The 16,243-nt window shown below is 71.9% G+C and carries 11 protein-coding genes; all 11 read right to left on the bottom strand.

What is annotated here, in order from left to right; all coding sequences use genetic code 11:
- Positions 1-9: 9 nt before the first annotated feature.
- Entirely contained in the window at positions 10-1,473 is a 1,464-nt protein-coding gene (locus A6A25_RS16125; protein ID WP_073890637.1) for an MFS transporter, read from the bottom strand.
- Positions 1,460-2,932, bottom strand: coding sequence for an FAD-dependent oxidoreductase (locus A6A25_RS16120; protein WP_274534315.1), 1,473 nt, complete (start codon positions 2,930-2,932; stop codon positions 1,460-1,462). The genes A6A25_RS16125 and A6A25_RS16120 overlap by 14 nt, the downstream gene beginning before the upstream one ends.
- Positions 2,929-5,040, bottom strand: a complete 2,112-nt coding sequence (locus tag A6A25_RS16115) for a molybdopterin oxidoreductase family protein (protein WP_073890631.1) — start codon at positions 5,038-5,040, stop codon at positions 2,929-2,931. Before A6A25_RS16115 ends, A6A25_RS16120 begins: the two co-directional genes overlap by 4 nt.
- 68 nt (positions 5,041-5,108) lie before the next feature.
- Positions 5,109-6,215: a 3-dehydroquinate synthase II gene (locus A6A25_RS16110; RefSeq protein ID WP_073890630.1), complete on the bottom strand. Its 1,107-nt coding sequence runs from the start codon at positions 6,213-6,215 to the stop codon at positions 5,109-5,111.
- 38 nt (positions 6,216-6,253) lie between these two features.
- Positions 6,254-7,078, bottom strand: a complete 825-nt coding sequence (locus A6A25_RS16105) for a 2-amino-3,7-dideoxy-D-threo-hept-6-ulosonate synthase (RefSeq protein ID WP_274534314.1) — start codon at positions 7,076-7,078, stop codon at positions 6,254-6,256.
- A gap of 20 nt (positions 7,079-7,098) precedes the next feature.
- A complete protein-coding gene (locus tag A6A25_RS16100) occupies positions 7,099-8,343 on the bottom strand; it encodes an aspartate kinase (RefSeq protein ID WP_073890628.1) in 1,245 nt (414 codons plus the stop codon).
- A gap of 255 nt (positions 8,344-8,598) precedes the next feature.
- Entirely contained in the window at positions 8,599-9,645 is a 1,047-nt protein-coding gene (locus A6A25_RS16095; RefSeq protein ID WP_083668384.1) for a methyltransferase, read from the bottom strand.
- Positions 9,638-11,425, bottom strand: coding sequence for a class I adenylate-forming enzyme family protein (locus A6A25_RS16090; protein WP_083668383.1), 1,788 nt, complete (start codon positions 11,423-11,425; stop codon positions 9,638-9,640). The genes A6A25_RS16095 and A6A25_RS16090 overlap by 8 nt, the downstream gene beginning before the upstream one ends.
- Before the next feature lie 93 nt (positions 11,426-11,518).
- A complete protein-coding gene (locus A6A25_RS16085; protein ID WP_241828740.1) occupies positions 11,519-11,887 on the bottom strand; it encodes a VOC family protein in 369 nt (122 codons plus the stop codon).
- A 210-nt stretch (positions 11,888-12,097) separates the two neighbouring features.
- Positions 12,098-14,932, bottom strand: a complete 2,835-nt coding sequence (locus A6A25_RS16080) for a helix-turn-helix transcriptional regulator (protein ID WP_083668381.1) — start codon at positions 14,930-14,932, stop codon at positions 12,098-12,100.
- A 486-nt stretch (positions 14,933-15,418) separates the two neighbouring features.
- Positions 15,419-16,159: an SDR family NAD(P)-dependent oxidoreductase gene (locus A6A25_RS16075; protein ID WP_073890624.1), complete on the bottom strand. Its 741-nt coding sequence runs from the start codon at positions 16,157-16,159 to the stop codon at positions 15,419-15,421.
- Positions 16,160-16,243 lie beyond the last annotated feature (84 nt).

The raw sequence follows: 16,243 nt of genomic DNA, 5'->3' as shown, positions 1-16,243 counted from the left end.
ATCGACCGTTCAGACGTCGACGTGGGCCAGGCTGGGCACCCTCGCCACGAGGACCGTCCGGCGCAGGTACTCCCACCACGCGAGGAACGCGCAGAGCACGTAGAACCCGATGAACACCGCCAACGCAGGCAGCGACCAGGCCACGTGGTCCGGGGTCACGCGGACCACCGCGTCGCCGGCCGTCCCGTCGAGGGCGGTGGTCGCGCCCTGGGCCGCCAGGCGGAACACCTGTTGCACCGCGAAACCGCCGAACGCGCCGATCGCGCCCACGAGGCCGATCACAGCGGCGGCACGGCGCTTGAAGTCGACCAACGTCGTGGCGGGGTCGAGTCCCTTGGCGGCGGCCTCCTCGCGACCGAGCACGCCGAAGATCACCGGGATCATCCGGTAGGTCGAGCCGTTGCCTGCTCCGGACAGCAGGAAGACAACCAGGAACGCGCCCAGGAACACGGCGAACTCCCGCTGCTGCACGCCGACCGCGGCCGCCCCGGTCGCGAAGACCATGCCGATGAACGCCCAGAAGGTCACCCGCGCACCTCCGCAGCGGTCGGACAGCCGTCCGCCGAACGGTCGGGAGAGCGAGCCGACGAGCGCGCCGAGGAAGCCCAGGCCGGCGAGGTGGTCGCGGATGAAGGGGTGCTGGTCGAGGAATTCCGGGAACGTGCTCCTGATGACCAGCGGCAGCGCGAACGAGAAACCGATGAACGAACCGAAGGTCCCGAGGTAGAGCACGGCAACCACCCACGTCTGCCGCTCCCGCAGCGCGGCGACGTACGGCTTGAGGTCGGTCCTGGCCTCGGCCAGGTTGTCCATGAACAACCACGCGCACACGGCCGCGAGCACGATGAGCGGCAGCCACATCAGACCGGCGTTGGCGAGGTCGACCTCGCCGTCCGGGACGCCGACGACCACGACCAACGGCACGACGACCTGCACCACCGCGACGCCCAGGTTCCCGCCGGCGGCGTTCAACCCGAGGATGAAACCCTTGTGCCGCTCCGGATAGAAGAACGAGATGTTCGCCATCGAGGACGAGAAGTTGCCGCCGCCCAACCCGGCGAGCGCGGCGCAGACCAGCAGCACGGCGAACTGCGTGTCGTGGCTCTGCGCGCTCAGCCAGTCGCCCGGCACGAGGAACGCCAGCAGGCCGGTCGGCACGAGCAGGGACGCCGCGGACATCGTGGTCCACACGCCACCACCGAACCTCGGCACCGCGAACGTGTACGGGATCCGCAGCGCCGCACCCACCAGGTTCGGCGTCGACACCAGCCACAACGACTCCGACACGGTCATCGGCAGACCGGCGGCGCCGAGGTTGAGGACCACGACCGACCAGAGCGCCCAGATCGCGAAGCCGAGGTGCTCGGCGAAGATCGAGACGACGAGGTTGCGCCGGGCGACCGACCGGCCCGTCGTCCGCCAGAACCGCTCGTCCTCCGGCCGCCAGTCCGTGATCCACCTACGTGAGCGCATCCGCGTTCCCCGTCGTCGACAGCCAGTCGGCCAGACGGCCGACCGCGTGCGCGCAACCACCGCACCCGGTGGTGGCGCGGGTGCGCGAGACGAGCTCGGCCACGCCGCGCGCGCCCTCGTGCCACGCCGACACCAACGCCGACTTGGTGACCGCGTTGCACCGGCACACGACGGTCGTGTCCGGCAGGTCGACCGGATCGGGCGCCTCGGAACCGCCGACGAGCGCGGTCCGGCCGAGCACGAGCGCGAGCCGGTCGAGGGGAACAGGCAGGTCGCGGTCGTAGAACTGGGTGATGGCCGCCGCGGCGGCGGGTGCGCCGAGCACGATCGCGCCGGCGACCTTGTCGTCCCGCACGACCAGTTTCGCGTAGCGCCCGCGGCCGGCGTTGGTCACGCACAGCACCTCGGAGTCGGCGGCGTCGAGGCCGACCAGGCTGTCGCCGAGCGCCATGAGGTCGACGTCGCGCGCCTTGAACCTGGTCACCGGTGGCGATCCGGTGTAGCGGGCCGACACGTCGGTGCCGGTGACCAGGTCGGCGAGCACGGCCGCCTGTTCCCACGCGGGCTGCACGAGGCCGGAGGGGGTGCCGGGGTGCTGGGCGCAGTCGCCGATCGCGTGCACCCGGAAGTCGCTGGTGCGCAGCGCGTCGTCGACGACGACGCCGCGGTCGACGACCAGTCCCGCGCGCCGCGCCAGGTCGGTGGCCGGTTTCATCCCGGCGGACACGATCACCAGGTCGGCGGTCACGACCCGGCCGTCCGCCAACTCCAACCCGTAACCCGGTGTCCACCGCCGGACCTCCGCGCCGACGCGCACTTCGATGCCGAGACCCGTGAGGACCCGTGCCAGCACCCCGGCCGCACCGGGGTCGAGCTGGCGCTCCATCAGGTGCTCCACCGGGTGGACCACCGTCACGGGCACGCCTCGCCGCGCCAGCGCGCACGCGGCCTCCAGGCCCAGCACACCGCCACCGAGCACCGCCACCGCCGCACCGGTGCGCGCGGTGTGCTGGATCTGCTCGCAGTCATCCAGGGTGCGGAACGCCACCACACCCGCGGCCGGTTCGCCGCCGACCCCGGCCAGGCCCTCGACCGGTGGCAGCCACGGCCGGGCGCCGGTGGCGAGCACCGCGACGTCGTAGTCGACGGTGGAACCGTCGCTGAGCGTGATCACGCGCCCGACGCGGTCGAGCTCCGCCGCGCCGACGCCCAGGCGCAGGTCCACGCCGTGCTCGGCGGCCCACCCGGCGGCCTGCAGCGCGACGCCGTCACGGCCCAGCGAACCGTCTACGACCGTGGACAGCAAGACCCGGTTGTACGGGTGGTGCTTCTCCTCGCCGATCGCCGTGACGGCCACCCGCTCACCATCCGGGTCCCGCGACCGGAGTTGCTCGGCGAAGCGCGCGCCGGCCATGCCGTACCCGACGATCACGACCCGCCGGAGCCCTCGTCCGCTCACGCCCGCTCCTCGACCGGCGCCGCGCGCAGCCGCACGGCGCACACCTTGAACTCGGGCATCCCGCTGACCGGGTCGAGCGCCGGGTTGGTGAGCAGGTTGGCCCGCTCGTCACCGGGGAAGTGGAACGGCAGGAAGACGACGTCGACGGGCAGGGTCGTGACGCACCGGACCGCCGCTCGGGTGCTCCCCCGCCGCGATTCGACGACCGCCGCCGCACCCTCCCCCAGCCCGGCGCGGCGGGCGGTGTCGGGGTGCACCTCGACGAACATCCCGCCCGCGGCGGTGGTCAGCTCCGGCACCAGCCTGGTCTGCGCGCCGGACTGGTAGTGGGCGAGGACCCGCCCGGTCGTGGCCAGCAGCGGGTACTCGTCGTCCGGCTGCTCGGCACGCCCCACGTGGTCCACGGCCGCGAACCGCGCGAGGCCGTCCGGGTGCGCGAACGAGCCGAGGAAGGCGCGAGGCGTCCCGGCGTGCCCGAGCGACGGCACCGGCCAGTGCAGCGCCTCCCCCGCGCGCAACCGCTCGTAGGTGATGCCCGAGTAGTCGGCGAGCCCGCCCCGGGACGCGGCGCGCAGCTCGGTGAACACCGCTTCGGCCCTAGCCGGGAACCGCTCCGGCGGCTGGCCGAGCCGCACGGCCAGCCCGTGCAGCACGTCGAGGTCGGTGCGCACGCCGTCCGGCGGCTCGACCGCCTTGGCACGCAGGAGGACCCGGCCCTCCAGGTTGGTGAGCGTGCCGCTCTCCTCCGCCCACTGGGCGACCGGCAGCACGACGTCCGCCATGGCCGCCGTCTCGGAGAGCACCACGTCCGCGACGACCAGCAGGTCCAGGGCGCCGAGCCGGTCGGCGACGTGCCCGGCGTGCGGGGCCGACACGACGACGTTGCTGCCGAAGACCAGCAGACCGCGCGGCCCGCTGGGCGTGCCCAAGGCGTCCAGCAGCTCGTACGCCGTGCGGCCCGGTCCGGGTAGCGAGTCGGCCGGGACTGCCCACACCCCGGCGACGTGCTCGCGGGCGACGGGGTCGTCGAGCCGGCGGTAGCCCGGCAGCTGGTCGGCCTTCTGCCCGTGCTCGCGACCGCCCTGACCGTTGCCCTGCCCGGTCAGGCAGCCCCAGCCCGACCCCTTCCTGCCGGGCAGCCCGAGCGCGAGCGCGAGGTTGATCCACCCGCCGACCGTCGCGACCCCGGCCGCGTGCTGGTCGGCTCCCCGCCCGGTCAGGACGTAGGCGTTGTCCGACCGGGCCAGGAGTTCGGCCGCCCGGCGCTGGTCGGCCGCGGGCACACCGGTCACCCGTTCGACCCGTTCCGGCCACCACGCCGCGGCGATCCGCCTCGCGGACTCGAACCCGGTGGTCCGCGTGGCGACGTAGTCGAGGTCGAGGTGGCCGCCGGAGATCACCGCGTGCAGGAGGCCCAGCGCCAGGGCCCGATCCGTGCCGGGGAGCGGCGCGAGGTGCAGCGCGGCCCGGTCGGCGGTGGCCGTGCGCCGGGGGTCGACCACGACGAGGCCACCGCCGTCGATCGCGCGGCGCAGGTGGGACACGAACGGAGGCATGGTCTCCGCCGGGTTCGCGCCGACCAGGAGCACCGCGTCGGCCTGGTCGAGGTCGGAGATCGGGAACGGCAGCCCTCGGTCCATCCCGAACGCTCGCGTGGCCGCGGCGGCGGCCGACGACATGCAGAACCGGCCGTTGTAGTCCACCTGGGACGTACCGAGCGCGACCCTGGCGAACTTCCCGAGCAGGTACGCCTTCTCGTTGGTCAGCCCGCCACCGCCGAACACCGCGTTGCCGTCCGCACCGTGCTCGGCCCGGATCTCCCGCAACCGACGCGCGACGAGGTCGAGCGCCGCGTCCCACGTCGCCGGTCGGAGTTCACCACCGACCCGGACCAACGGGGTGGTCAGCCGGTGCGGTGAGTCGAGCAACGCCGCCGAGGTCCAGCCCTTCACGCACAGCCGGCCCCGGTTGGCGGGGAAATCCGTCGGTCGGACGGTGGCGCTCACACCCGCGGGTGTGAGCGCCATCCCGCACTGGAGCGCGCAGTACGGGCAGTGGGTGTCGACTGCGCGCTCGTCCGGCGGCGCCGGTGGACGCCCACGCTCCATGTCGGAACCTCCGAGTCCTCTCCGCCGAACCCTCGGGCCGACCGACCCGGGCTTCGCCCGGTCCGCGCTCACTGCTCCAAGCAGAACTCGTCGATCGGGTAGCCGACGTGCCGGTCCGCCTGCGGCAGGTAGCCGAGCACGACGTCACCGGGTCGCAGCTCCGTGCTGTTGAGCACGACGCCACCGGGGCCGAGGACCCGCACGTGCCAGTCGTCCTGCAGGACGAGGTTGACCGTGCGGCCGTCCGGCGCCGCGGCGTCGATGGAGATCAACGGCCGTGATTCGATCTTGACCCGGCCGACCGTGACGACCCGCGTCTGGCCCTTGATGTCGACGGCGAGCACCTTGCTGCCCGCCCTCAGCTCGCTGAGGTAGTTCGTGCGGGAGCCGTTGGACAGCGTGTAGGAGTGGATCGCGCCCGCGTTGACCCGGAACGGCCGGGTGGGCATGTACGGCAGCGGGTGGGTCTCGCTGACGCACAGGATCATGCCCTTGGAGTGGGAGCCGACGAGCATGCCCTCGTCCTCGCGGAAGTACGTGCACGTGTCCACGCACGCGCGCTCGCCCATGCCGACGTGCGCCGTCGCGGTCACGGTCAGCTCGACGAGCTCCAGGTCCGGGCTGGCGCCCCCGGCCGCGGCCTTGAGCGCGGTGGCGTCGCCCACCGCCTGCGGCGCCATCAGCACGCCGTCCGAGCCCAGCTCCAGCACGCCGAAGATGATCTCGGCTTCCTCGACGTCCTTCGCGATCGTCACGATGTTGCCCGGCGCGCCCGCGGCGGCGGCGATCACGATCTCCAGCGGGATCTTGGTGGGGTCGCGGAAGAGGAGCAGGCTCCACTTGTCGGTGCGCGCCGACTGGCAGGCCAGTTCGAGCGTGGGTGCGTCGACGATCTCGACGAACCGGCCGAACTCGACGTCGGTGTGCCGCGTGGCCAGCTCCGCCGGGTGGCCGTGCACGGTCGGGTCGACGATCACGACGTCGGTGGCGCCGAAATCCTCCGGCAGCGGGCGCTGCCCGGTGAACAGCACCTTCTGCACGGTGGGCGGCAGCCCGGCGAAGTCGGCGGGGTCGTCGGACAGCACCCCGTCGAGGCGGTGGTGGATCGCCTCCTGCAGGATCGCGCTCTTCGTCTCGTCGGTGACCGGGCGGATGTCCAGCCAGCACAGCTTCATGTGTTCACGCCTCTCCGAGTGGTTTTCACGAGTCGGTTTCACCGCGCGATGCCGTCGGCCAGCAGATCCGGCGTGCACTGCGCCACCCGTGGGCGGTGCACCACCTCGGCCACGGCCCGCGCCCTGGCGCGCGGTTCCGGCGCCTGGAACACGTTGCGCCCCATGGCGACCCCGGCCGCGCCCGCCGACAGCACGTCCTCCACGAACGCCACGACGGACGCGGTGTCATCCCGGCTGGGGCCGCCGGCGGCGATCACGGGCACCGGGCAGCTCCGGACCACCTCGGCCATCGCCTGCGGCGAGCCGGCGTAGAGGGATTTGACGACGTCGGCGCCGAGGTCGGCGGCCACCGTGGCGGCGTGGGCGAGCAGCTCCGGGTCGAGCGGGTCGGCGATCCGCGGTCCCCGCGGGTACATCATGGCCAGCAGGGGCATGTTCCACCGGTCGCACGCCTCCGCGACCGCGGCCAGATCGGCGACCTGAGAGCGCTCACCATCCGAACCGAGGTTGACGTGCACGCTCACGGCGTCCGCGCCGAGCCTCAGCGCCTCCTCGACGGTGGCGACCGGGTACTTCGCGTCCGGGTCGTCCGCGCGCACGGTGCTGGCGCTCAGGTGCACGATCAACGACGTGTCGAGAAACGCTTCCGGCTGGATGTGCCGCGTGCTCCCCTTGTGCACCACCACCGCGTCCACGCCGCTCGCGGCGAGCTGGGACACCAGCCGGGAGAGCCCTCCCCCGCCGCTGGTGATCGGCCCGTCGGTGACCGAGTGGTCCAGCGGCACCACGAACAGCCGGTCCGGTCGGTGCCTGAACAGCCTGCGCAGGCGCATGTCGCGGCCTGACGAACGGTGAGTTGCCACCTCGGTGTCCTTTCGCGTGATCAGGCGATCGGCATGGACGAGAACCCGTTCCGATCCAGGTTGAACGTGCGGTGCAGCGCGCCGACGCCCTCGGTGAGCCGGTCGACCGGGATGAGCACCGACGAGCGCAGCTGGGTGGTGGCCAGCCACGCCGGCGTGATCCCCATCTCCGCCAGCACCCGCAACATCCGCGCCGTGTTCTCCGGGCGGTTGAGCAGGCCGGTGCCGACGATCGACAGCTTGCCGATCCGCTCGGTGAGCTCGACCGCGCAGCGGTGCTCGTCGACGACCTCCGCCAACGCGGCTTCCGCGGCCCGCATCTGGCTGCGGTGCAGGGCGAACCCCATCACCGGGCCGTGCTCGTCGGGGCCCGTCCACGACACCATGTCCACCACGACGTTGCGGCCCGCCAGGGCGGACAACACCGAGGTCAGCACTTCCGGTCCGGCCGAGGCCGGTCGGATGCGCGCCAGGACCACCTGGGCGTCGTGTGCGACGGCGGTGACGAACCCTCGGGTCTCGAGCATGTGCTGGCTACTCCGTCCCAGGATGGTGGTTCCGGATGACTGGCTGAACGAGTTGCGCACGACCAAGCGCACTCCGGCGTTCGCGGCGAGCTCGGCGGCGCGGGAGTGCAGCACCTGCGCGCCGGCGAACGCCATCTCCGTCATCACGTCGGTCTCCACCGTCGGCAGCAGACCGGCTTCGGGCACGGTCCTCGGGTCGGCTGTGTAGACGCCGTCGACGTCGGTGTAGATCTCGCAGTTGCGCACGTTCAGTGCGGCGGCCACCGCGACGGCCGTGGTGTCGGAGGCGCCGCGACCGAGCGTCACCGTGTCGCCCTTGTCGTTGTAGCCCTGGAAACCGGAGATCACCACGACTTCGCCCGCCTCCAGGTGCGCGCGGATGCGGGTGGTGTCGATGTGGTCGATCATGGCTGAGCCGTGCTCGCCGGTCGCCGCGATGCCGGCCTGAGCGCCGGTCAGTGACACGGCGGGGATGCCGAGGTCGCTCAACGCGAGGGCGAGCTGCGCGGCCGAGGCTATCTCGCCGGTGGCGAGCAGCTGGTCGACCTCGCGCGCCGTGGGCGAAGGTGCGATGAGCGCCGCGGTGCGCAGCAGCTCGTCGGTCGTGTTGCCGCGGGCCGACACCACCACGACCATCGCGTGGTCGTGCACCCGGGCGGCGACGGCCTCGGCCACCGTGCGGAGATTCTCGAGAGTGGCGAGCGAACTGCCACCGTACTTCCGGACGGCTGTCTTCATGTGCCCCTCGCGGTCCCTCACCGATTCGGTCAAGTCCTGTATACCGAACGACAAAGAGAACCCAATCCCGCGAACACGGGATATCGCGGGATTCCCGGTCCATCCACAACGGACTGACGGCGTGCGTGGCGGTCTGGTGCGGCATGCGGGGGGACGATCCACGGAAATGGCACCGCCTTCGGACGCGCGCGCATCCGAAGGCGGTGCCATTTCCCGGTCGGCGAAGCCCTCCCGGCCGGGTGCCTCGTCCTCCGCTCAGGCGGGGACGGCGACGATGACGCTCGTCGGCGAGGTGGTGTTCCTCGTCTCCACGTGTCGCAACCCGGCCCGTTCGAACAGCGTGACGAACTCGGCCTCGGTGCGCACCTGCCCGGTGAGGAGCGACATCATGACGATGTCTTCGAACTTGCCGAAGTGCTGGGCGTTGCCCTCCGGCACCACTTCGTCGATGACCACGAGCCGACCCCGCTCGCCCATCGCCTCGCGGATGTTGCGCAGGATGGTCACCGCGTCCTCGTCGTCCCAGTCGTGGATGGTCCACGAGAGCACGTACACGTCACCGCCCTTCGGCACCTCCCGCAGGAAGTCACCGCCCACGCACTGCGCCCGGTCGGCGAACCCGGCCGCGGCGAGCTGCGCCGTCGCTTCGGGCACCACCCTCGGCAGGTCGAACACCACCGCGCGCATCCGCGGGTAACGGTCGAGCAGGGTGGCCGCCAGGGTCCCCTTGCCGCCGCCCACGTCCACCAGGACCTCCACGTCGGACAGGTCGTAGGTGTCCAACGTGGCGCCGTTGACCATCTGGGCCATGCTCGCCATCGCGCTGTTGAACAGCGAGGCCAATTCCGGGTGGGCGGCGAAGTAGCTCCACCAGTCCTGGCCGTGCACGTGGTCGAACGACGGCTTGCCCGTGCGCAGGCTGTAGGCCAGGGCGCTGAAGGACCGCTGCCGCTCCGGCAGGCCGACGTACCGCGCCAGGTCGCGCATCGAGCCGGGTCGATCGCTGCGCAGCGTCTCCGCCAGCGGCGTCAGCCCGAAGTGCTTGGGCTCGGTCTCGGTGAAGACACCGACGCTCGCCAACGCGCGCAACGCGCGGTACAACGCGTGCGGGTCGCTGCTGGTGGCCTTCGCCAGCTCGTCCACGTGACGCGGGGTGTCGCCGACGGCGTCCGCCACCCCGAGGTCGGCCACCGCGATGAGCAACTGGCTCACCAGCGAGATGTAGAGCAGCTCGTACATCCGGACCGCAGGAGGCTTCCCGTCGCCACCCGTGCCGATGATGTCGAAGGCATTGTCAGTCATGGTCGCCCTTCTCGGATGTGTCCGCGTGTGCCACGCCGGGATCTGTCGGCGCCTCGCCGCCGTTCGGCACGAGGACCTCGGCGAACCGCTCCCGGAGCGCTCGCTTGAGTACCTTGCCGGTGGCCCCCGTGGGGAAGTCGGCGGCGTCCACCGCCACGACCGCACCACGCACCTCGTCCAACCCGCGCCGCTTCAACGCGCCGTTGAGCAGCCCGCGCAGGTCCGTCGGCACGGGTGCGCCCGGCCGCAACTTGACCGTCGCGAACGGGACCTGGCCGTCCTCGGGCCGCGGCGCCCGCACGGCGACGACCGCGCAGTCGACGACGTCCGGGCAGCCCGCCAGGATCGCCTCCTCCATCGGCAGGCTGTAGATCGGCCCGCGGGCGGAGTGGATGACGTCGGGGACCCGGTCGAGGTGGAAGAACCTGCCCTTGGCGTCGCGGAGAACCACGTCGCCCGTCAGCCAGTAGCCCGAGAGTGACGACTTCGTGGTCAGCGCCGAGTCGTTCCAGTAGCCGGGGGTCCGGGTCGGTGACCGCACGCCGAGCCTGCCGGCCTCGCCCGGACCGAGCTCGCGGCCGTCGTCGTCGAGCACCACGGCCCGTTCCACCACGCTGATCGGCGTGCCGACGCACCGGCCGTAGTCCTCCCGCTCCGGCACGCTGACCTTGCGGAACAAGGCCATGCCCATCTCGGAGGAGCCGAGGCCGTCGACGAACCGCGAACCGGGTTTGCTGCCGCCGCGGCTGGGCCGGCGCCCGTGCCGGATCAGCGCCTTGATGTGGGCCTCGTGGGCGGAGTCACCGGTGTTGATCCAGCTGTGCACGTCGGCCGTCGCGGCGTGGTCGAGGTCCATCGCGGCGAGTTCGGCGTAGGTCTGCGGGAAGGCGACCACGATCGTCGGGGTGAACCAGCGCATGGCGGCGTGCGCGGCCTCGCCGGAGTTGTCCGCCATGACCAGCGTGGGCAGCCCGAGCAGGGTCGCGGTCATCAGGTAGCTGATCCCGGCCGAGTGCGACTGCGGCAGCGCCGACAGCATGCGGTTGCGGCGGGCGGCCGGGAAGCTCCACAGCCGGTGCCGCTTGCCGAGGAAGAACTGCCGGTGCGCGAAGATCGCCGACTTGGGCGGCCCCGTGGTGCCCGAGGTGTGGCAGAGCATGACGGGGTCGTCGTCCCCGTGCGGATAGGGGTAGACCGCCGGCAGCTCGTGCGCGTCACCACCGCGGTGGTGCTCCATGTCCTCAGAGGACTGTCGGAAGCCGACGGTGTCCGACAGCGCGCCGCTGTCGACCAGTGCGGTCAGCCTGCCGCGGTCGGCGATGACGCCGACGGCGCCGATCCGGCCCAGGTAGTCCGCCGCGATCGCCGGGGCCATCCGCCCGTTGACCAACGCCGGGATCGCGCCGAGCGAGCTGATGGCGAGGAAGTGCAGGAAGGAGTCGACACCCTCGCCGAGGTACACGCCGACCGGGTCGCCCTTGCGCACACCTTCGGCGTGGTACCAGCTCGCGTACGCGGTCCGGACCGCGACGAGGTCGTCGAGGCTCAGGGGTTCGATGGTCTCCGCGCCCGCGGTGTCGAAGCGCTGGGCGAACAGGAACGGCCGGTCGTGCGCGGGGCTGACCTGCCGGGCGCGGTCGAGGAAGTTGCCGAAGCCGAGCCCGTGGTCGCGCAGCAACCGCAGGCGGGCCGGCCACGGCACCGCCGCGACGGACCGGGTGGCGACGGCGGTAATGGGGTCTGCCGGACGTGGGGAGGCCGCACTGGTGCTCTCTCGCATGTGCCTGTCTCCGGTTCAGCGGTGCGGTGGGAGTCCGTGAGGTCGTCCCGGTACGCCGCGGGGGTCAACGGCGTACCGGGACCGCGCGGGCGCTCAGCCCTCGTAGATGGTCAGCTCGTAGCCGTCCGGGTCTCGGAACTGGAACTCCCGGCCGCAGAACCCGTCGCACGGCGGCTTCGTGATCGTGACGTCGGCCGCCGCCAGCTCCGCCGCGAGCTTGTCCGGCTCTTCGGCTTTGATCCACAGCACCACTCCCCAGCCGAGCTGGGAAACGGAGTCCAGGTCGATCTGCGCCTTGCGCAGCGCGATCTTGATCGGGGTGGTCTCCAGCACTGCCGCATTGGGGTTCTTGGACGATTCCGCCGCCGTGAACCCCACCAATTCGGTGTAGAAGCGAAGGGATTTCTCGACGTCGCGGACTTGTAGGGTGAGGAAGTTCGGACCGATCGCGTTGTTGGACACAGCACTCTCTCTGTTCGCCGCAGGTCGGTTGGATTGACTTCCAGCCTGCTGCCCGACCTTTGGTCCGGGCATCCCGTAAACGCGCGATCCTGCCCGGAACCACCGTCAGGTGGGGAGGGGCCGGATTCGGCCGGCGAGGTCGGCACCCGGACCGACCTCGCCGGCCGCACCGTCCCGACTGGACGGCCGGTCCTGGCGCAGCGGTTTCCTTCAGAAGTGGCGCTTCGGTTGGCGTGACGCGGAACCGCCCGCGCTCGACGGGGTCGGGACGACAGGAGACTCGTCGTGGGCGATCACCAACCGGGTCAGCTCCACCCGGCTGGTGATGCCCAGCTTGACGAAGCTGTGCCGCAGGTGGCTGTCGACCGTGTGCGGCGACAGGTGCAGCTTCGCGGCCACCTCGCGATTGGTCAGGCCCTGCGCGACCAGGCGCGCCACCCGCAGCTCGGACTGCGTGAGGCTGGACCAGCCGAGTTCACCGCTGCCCTCCTCCGCGCCGGAACGCCGCTGGACGCCGAGTTGGCGGAGGATCTTCTGCGCGGAGGCGAGGTCGCGTTTGGCGCCGCACGCCGCGAAGTGCCGCGTCGCCTCCTCCACCGCCGCCACCGCGCCACCGCGCCGTCCGGCGGCCAGCTCGGCGGCGCCCAGGTCCGTCAACGCGGCGGCGAGGGCGAGCGGCCGGCACGCACGCCGGAACCCGGCCACCGCCTCCTGGAACAGCTTCTGGTCGCCGGTGCGCAGCGCCTGCGCCTGGCAGGCGGCAGCACGCAGCGACACGACGTCCGCGTTCCGGGCGGCGAGGTGGCGCACCGCGTCGGCGACCAGTCCGGCCACGTGCGGTACGTCGGCGGCCAGCGCCAGGCGGATCAGCCAGGGTCCGACGGCCGGCTCCCTCGTCAGCAGCAGCACCCGCTCCGGCAACCGCTCGACCACCGGCGCCAACGTGGTCAACGCCGCCGCGGGTTGGCCGGTCGACGCCTGCAGCACGGCCTTGGCGAACGGCAGGTCCTCCGGGTAGGAGACGATGTCGGGGGTGAGCAGGTCGTCACCCCGGCGCAGGTAGCCGCGCGCCAGCGCGAAGTCGTCGCGCCGCACGGCGATGCGCGCCAGGAGCGCGAGCAGCGGCAGTCCGAGCGGCTCCACGCTGAGCTGTTCGCAGGCCAGGAAACCGGTCTCGGCCTCGGCCGCCGCGTCGTCCAGACGGCCTTGGGCGTACCGGAGGTCCGCGCGCTCGCGGTGCCACAGCGGTTGCGGCCACCAGGTGCCCTCGCGGTCCGCGTCGCCGTTGATGCGCGCCAACTCCCGCTCGGCCGCGTCGAAGTCGTCCACCGCGACGTGGGCGGCGGCGCGCCACAGCCTCGGCAGCCGGGCAGGCGGGTTCTCGCCGGCCCGTCCCGCCGCCTCGATGGCCGACGCCGCGTGGTCCAGCGCCGCGGCGAGGTCCCCGGTGGTGCGCGCGGCCGTGCTGCGCGCCACCGTCGCCACCACGACCGCCGAGTGGTCACCGGCGAGGGCGCCGATCTCGACCGCGTTGGCGGCGACGACCTCCGCGCCGGCGGTGTCACCGAAGCCGAGCAGGGCGTGCGCGTGCGTGGCGAGCAGGCCGGCGTTGGCCGGGGCGTTCTTCGTCTCCGTGTCCGGTGCGCACGCCGTGTACGTGGGCGCCTGCGCGGCCCTGCCGGTCGTCGACAGCGCGACGGCGAGCTGCAGCAGCGTGTCGACCTCGGTGTCCGCGTCCAGACCCGCGCGGATGCCGCGCGCCCCCGGGCCGAGCACCGCGCCCGGCCGGCCGGTGAGCGCGACCAACCAGTCCGGTCCCCCGGTGACCTGCCTGCCCGCGTCCCGGCCGTCGGGCGGTTCCGGCGCCCGCACCAGGTCGATCTCGGCGCGGGGCACCGGGACGCCCCAGTCCGGTCGGGCCGACTGCGGCGCTTCCACCGGCGCACTCCGGATGACATGTTCGAGCACCTCGGTCGACGTCGCGCCCTCCGCTTGCACGACGCACGCGGCCTCCCGGTGCAACGCGTGGCGGACCGGGCCGGGCAGCCGGTGGTACAACGCCTCGCGGACCAGGTCGTGCCGGAAGCTCAGCACGTTGTGCCCGGCGACCAGGATCGCCGCGCTGATGGCCTCGTTGACGGCGCGCACGACCTCCAGCACCGACCGGCCCACCAGCCGGGAGACCTCGTGCACGGTGAACGGCTTGCCGAGCACCGCCGCCGCGTCCAGCACCTGCCGCGCCTCGTCGGACAGGTCTCGCAGCCGGTGGTGGACGGCGTTGAGGAACGTCTCGCCGAGCCGGTCGCCGGTCAGCGTCGCCGAGCCGTTCCCGACGGTGACCTGCCCGGTGTCCACCAGGGTGCGGAGCAGCTCGTCGAGGAGGAAGGGGTTGCCGTCGGCGCGGGCGGCCAGGGCGAGCAGGGACGCGTCCGGTTCGACGCCGAGGACGTACCGGCACAGGGTGCGCACACCCTGGTCGGACAGTGGTTCCAAGGTCAGGCGCAGCGCGCCCTCCCGGAGCAACCAGTCCACGGTGTCCTGGGCGTAGCCGCGGGTGGAGGTCGGTCGGCGGGCGAGCAGCCACATCACCGGGGACGAGTCGACCGTCGGGATGAGCACGCGCATGACCAGCGCCGACAGCTCGTCGGTCCAGTGCGTGTCGTCGAGCGCGATCAACAGGGGTCGGCGCGACGCGCTCCGGTCGATCAGGTCGCCGACCCGGTCGACCAGCCGCAGCGGGTTGTCCGCCAGCTCCGGGCCGATCCCGGCCTGCGGCACGAGCGAGCCGAGCGGCGCGCGCAGCGTGGCCAGCGGCACCCGGCTGTCCAGTTCGGTCGCCCGGCCCCGCAGCACGGTCAGGTCGAATGCCGCGGCCTCCTCCACCGCGGCCCGGAGCAGGCTGGTCTTGCCGATGCCCGCGGGGCCCTCCACCACGAGGCAGCAACCGTTGCCCGCGGCCGTCGACTGGAACGACCTCCGTAATTCACATAACGCCGACTCGCGCTCGACCAGCGAAGACCTGACCGTCTGCATGAATTCCCCCATCAAGGATGGTTCACATAGGCAGCCATCTGCCGGCTGAGCCGCGCGGGGCCGAGGATGGAATTTGACGCCCCAGTATCCAACTACCCACGATCACCTTTAGACCCACGATCTCTGGAACAATATCCCGACGATCCCGCGCACCCGACCAATGGGGTACACCAAGGCCAGTATAGACATAGAACCCCACGCCAGGCATGCCGACGTCACCTATACGGCGCAGCAGTGCGGACGCTCAACAGTATTCCACGCCGACCCAAAAAACGTCCGACGGGTCGTCGTTAATACCAAGTCCGACGGCCGACCGCAATCGATAAACCGAAGTCACCGAAACACGACTCCAGCACCGTGAACCGAAAGTCGGAACACCCGATCGGAGGAGCATTCCGGCACACTTTCCGTTACTCGCCGTGCCGACCCCGGTCGGACATGCACCATTGGTCGGGGCGCCGTGCTCACGCGCGGCGCCCCGACCAATGGGAGGTGTTGTTACGCGTTCGCGCCACCATCGACGGTGAACGTGGCACCGGTGATGTTCGCACCCCCGGGACCGACCAGGTGGGCGACGGTGGCGGCGATGTCGTCAGGACTGCCGTAGCGACCCAGCGCGGTCAACGCGCGCTCGTCGTCGGCAGTAGGGCCGTCCTCGGGGTTCATCTCGGTGTTCGTGGACCCCGGGTGCACGAGGTTGACGGTGATGCCGCGCTCGCCGACGTCGCGAGCCAAACCGCGGGTGAAGCCGATCAACGCGGACTTGCTCATCGAGTAGAGCGCGACGCCGGGGTACGGGACCCGCTCGGCGAGCGTGCTGCCGATGCTGACGATCCGACCGCCGGACGCCATGTGCCTGAGCGCGGCCTGGCTCGCCACGTAGACGGCGCGGGTGTGCACCGCCAGCGTCCGGTCGACCTCCTCCAGCGTGACCTCGTCGATCACGCCGTAGGGGAAGATACCCGCGTTGTTGACCAGGATGTCCAGTCGACCGAGTTCGTCGACCGTCCGGTCGACGGCGCCGACGACCGCACCGGCGTCGGCGTTGTCGGCGTTGATGGTGAGACCGCGTCGGCCGAGGGCCGTGACGCCCGCCGCGACGTCCTCCGCGCGGTCCTTGGCGGAGGCGTAGGTCAGGGCGACGTCGGCGCCGAGGCTCGCGAGCTTGCGGACGATCGCGGCGCCGATGCCGCGACTGCCCCCGGTGACCAGGGCGACCTTGCCGGACAGTTCGGACATGAGGCCCCATTCAATTTCGTGTCGATCGATACATAATTGAGTGTCGAGCGCCGCCGCCGCTGTGTCAAGACTTATATGCCGATC

It is taken from the genome of Saccharothrix sp. CB00851 (assembly GCF_001905065.1).
Classification (GTDB): domain Bacteria; phylum Actinomycetota; class Actinomycetes; order Mycobacteriales; family Pseudonocardiaceae; genus Actinosynnema.
The sequence above is the reverse complement of the archived record's forward strand: the minus strand, read 5'-3'. Positions and strand labels throughout refer to the sequence as shown.

What these genes read in the sequence shown, in the direction of transcription:
- A6A25_RS16125 (WP_073890637.1), bottom strand. Translation starts at nt 1,473, where the DNA reads ATGCGCTCACGTAGGTGGATCACGGACTGGCGGCCGGAGGACGAGCGG.
- A6A25_RS16115 (WP_073890631.1), bottom strand. Translation starts at nt 5,040, where the DNA reads ATGGAGCGTGGGCGTCCACCGGCGCCGCCGGACGAGCGCGCAGTCGAC.
- A6A25_RS16110 (WP_073890630.1), bottom strand. Translation starts at nt 6,215, where the DNA reads ATGAAGCTGTGCTGGCTGGACATCCGCCCGGTCACCGACGAGACGAAG.
- A6A25_RS16100 (WP_073890628.1), bottom strand. Translation starts at nt 8,343, where the DNA reads ATGAAGACAGCCGTCCGGAAGTACGGTGGCAGTTCGCTCGCCACTCTC.
- A6A25_RS16095 (WP_083668384.1), bottom strand. Translation starts at nt 9,645, where the DNA reads ATGACTGACAATGCCTTCGACATCATCGGCACGGGTGGCGACGGGAAG.
- A6A25_RS16090 (WP_083668383.1), bottom strand. Translation starts at nt 11,425, where the DNA reads ATGCGAGAGAGCACCAGTGCGGCCTCCCCACGTCCGGCAGACCCCATT.
- A6A25_RS16080 (WP_083668381.1), bottom strand. Translation starts at nt 14,932, where the DNA reads ATGGGGGAATTCATGCAGACGGTCAGGTCTTCGCTGGTCGAGCGCGAG.
- A6A25_RS16075 (WP_073890624.1), bottom strand. Translation starts at nt 16,159, where the DNA reads ATGTCCGAACTGTCCGGCAAGGTCGCCCTGGTCACCGGGGGCAGTCGC.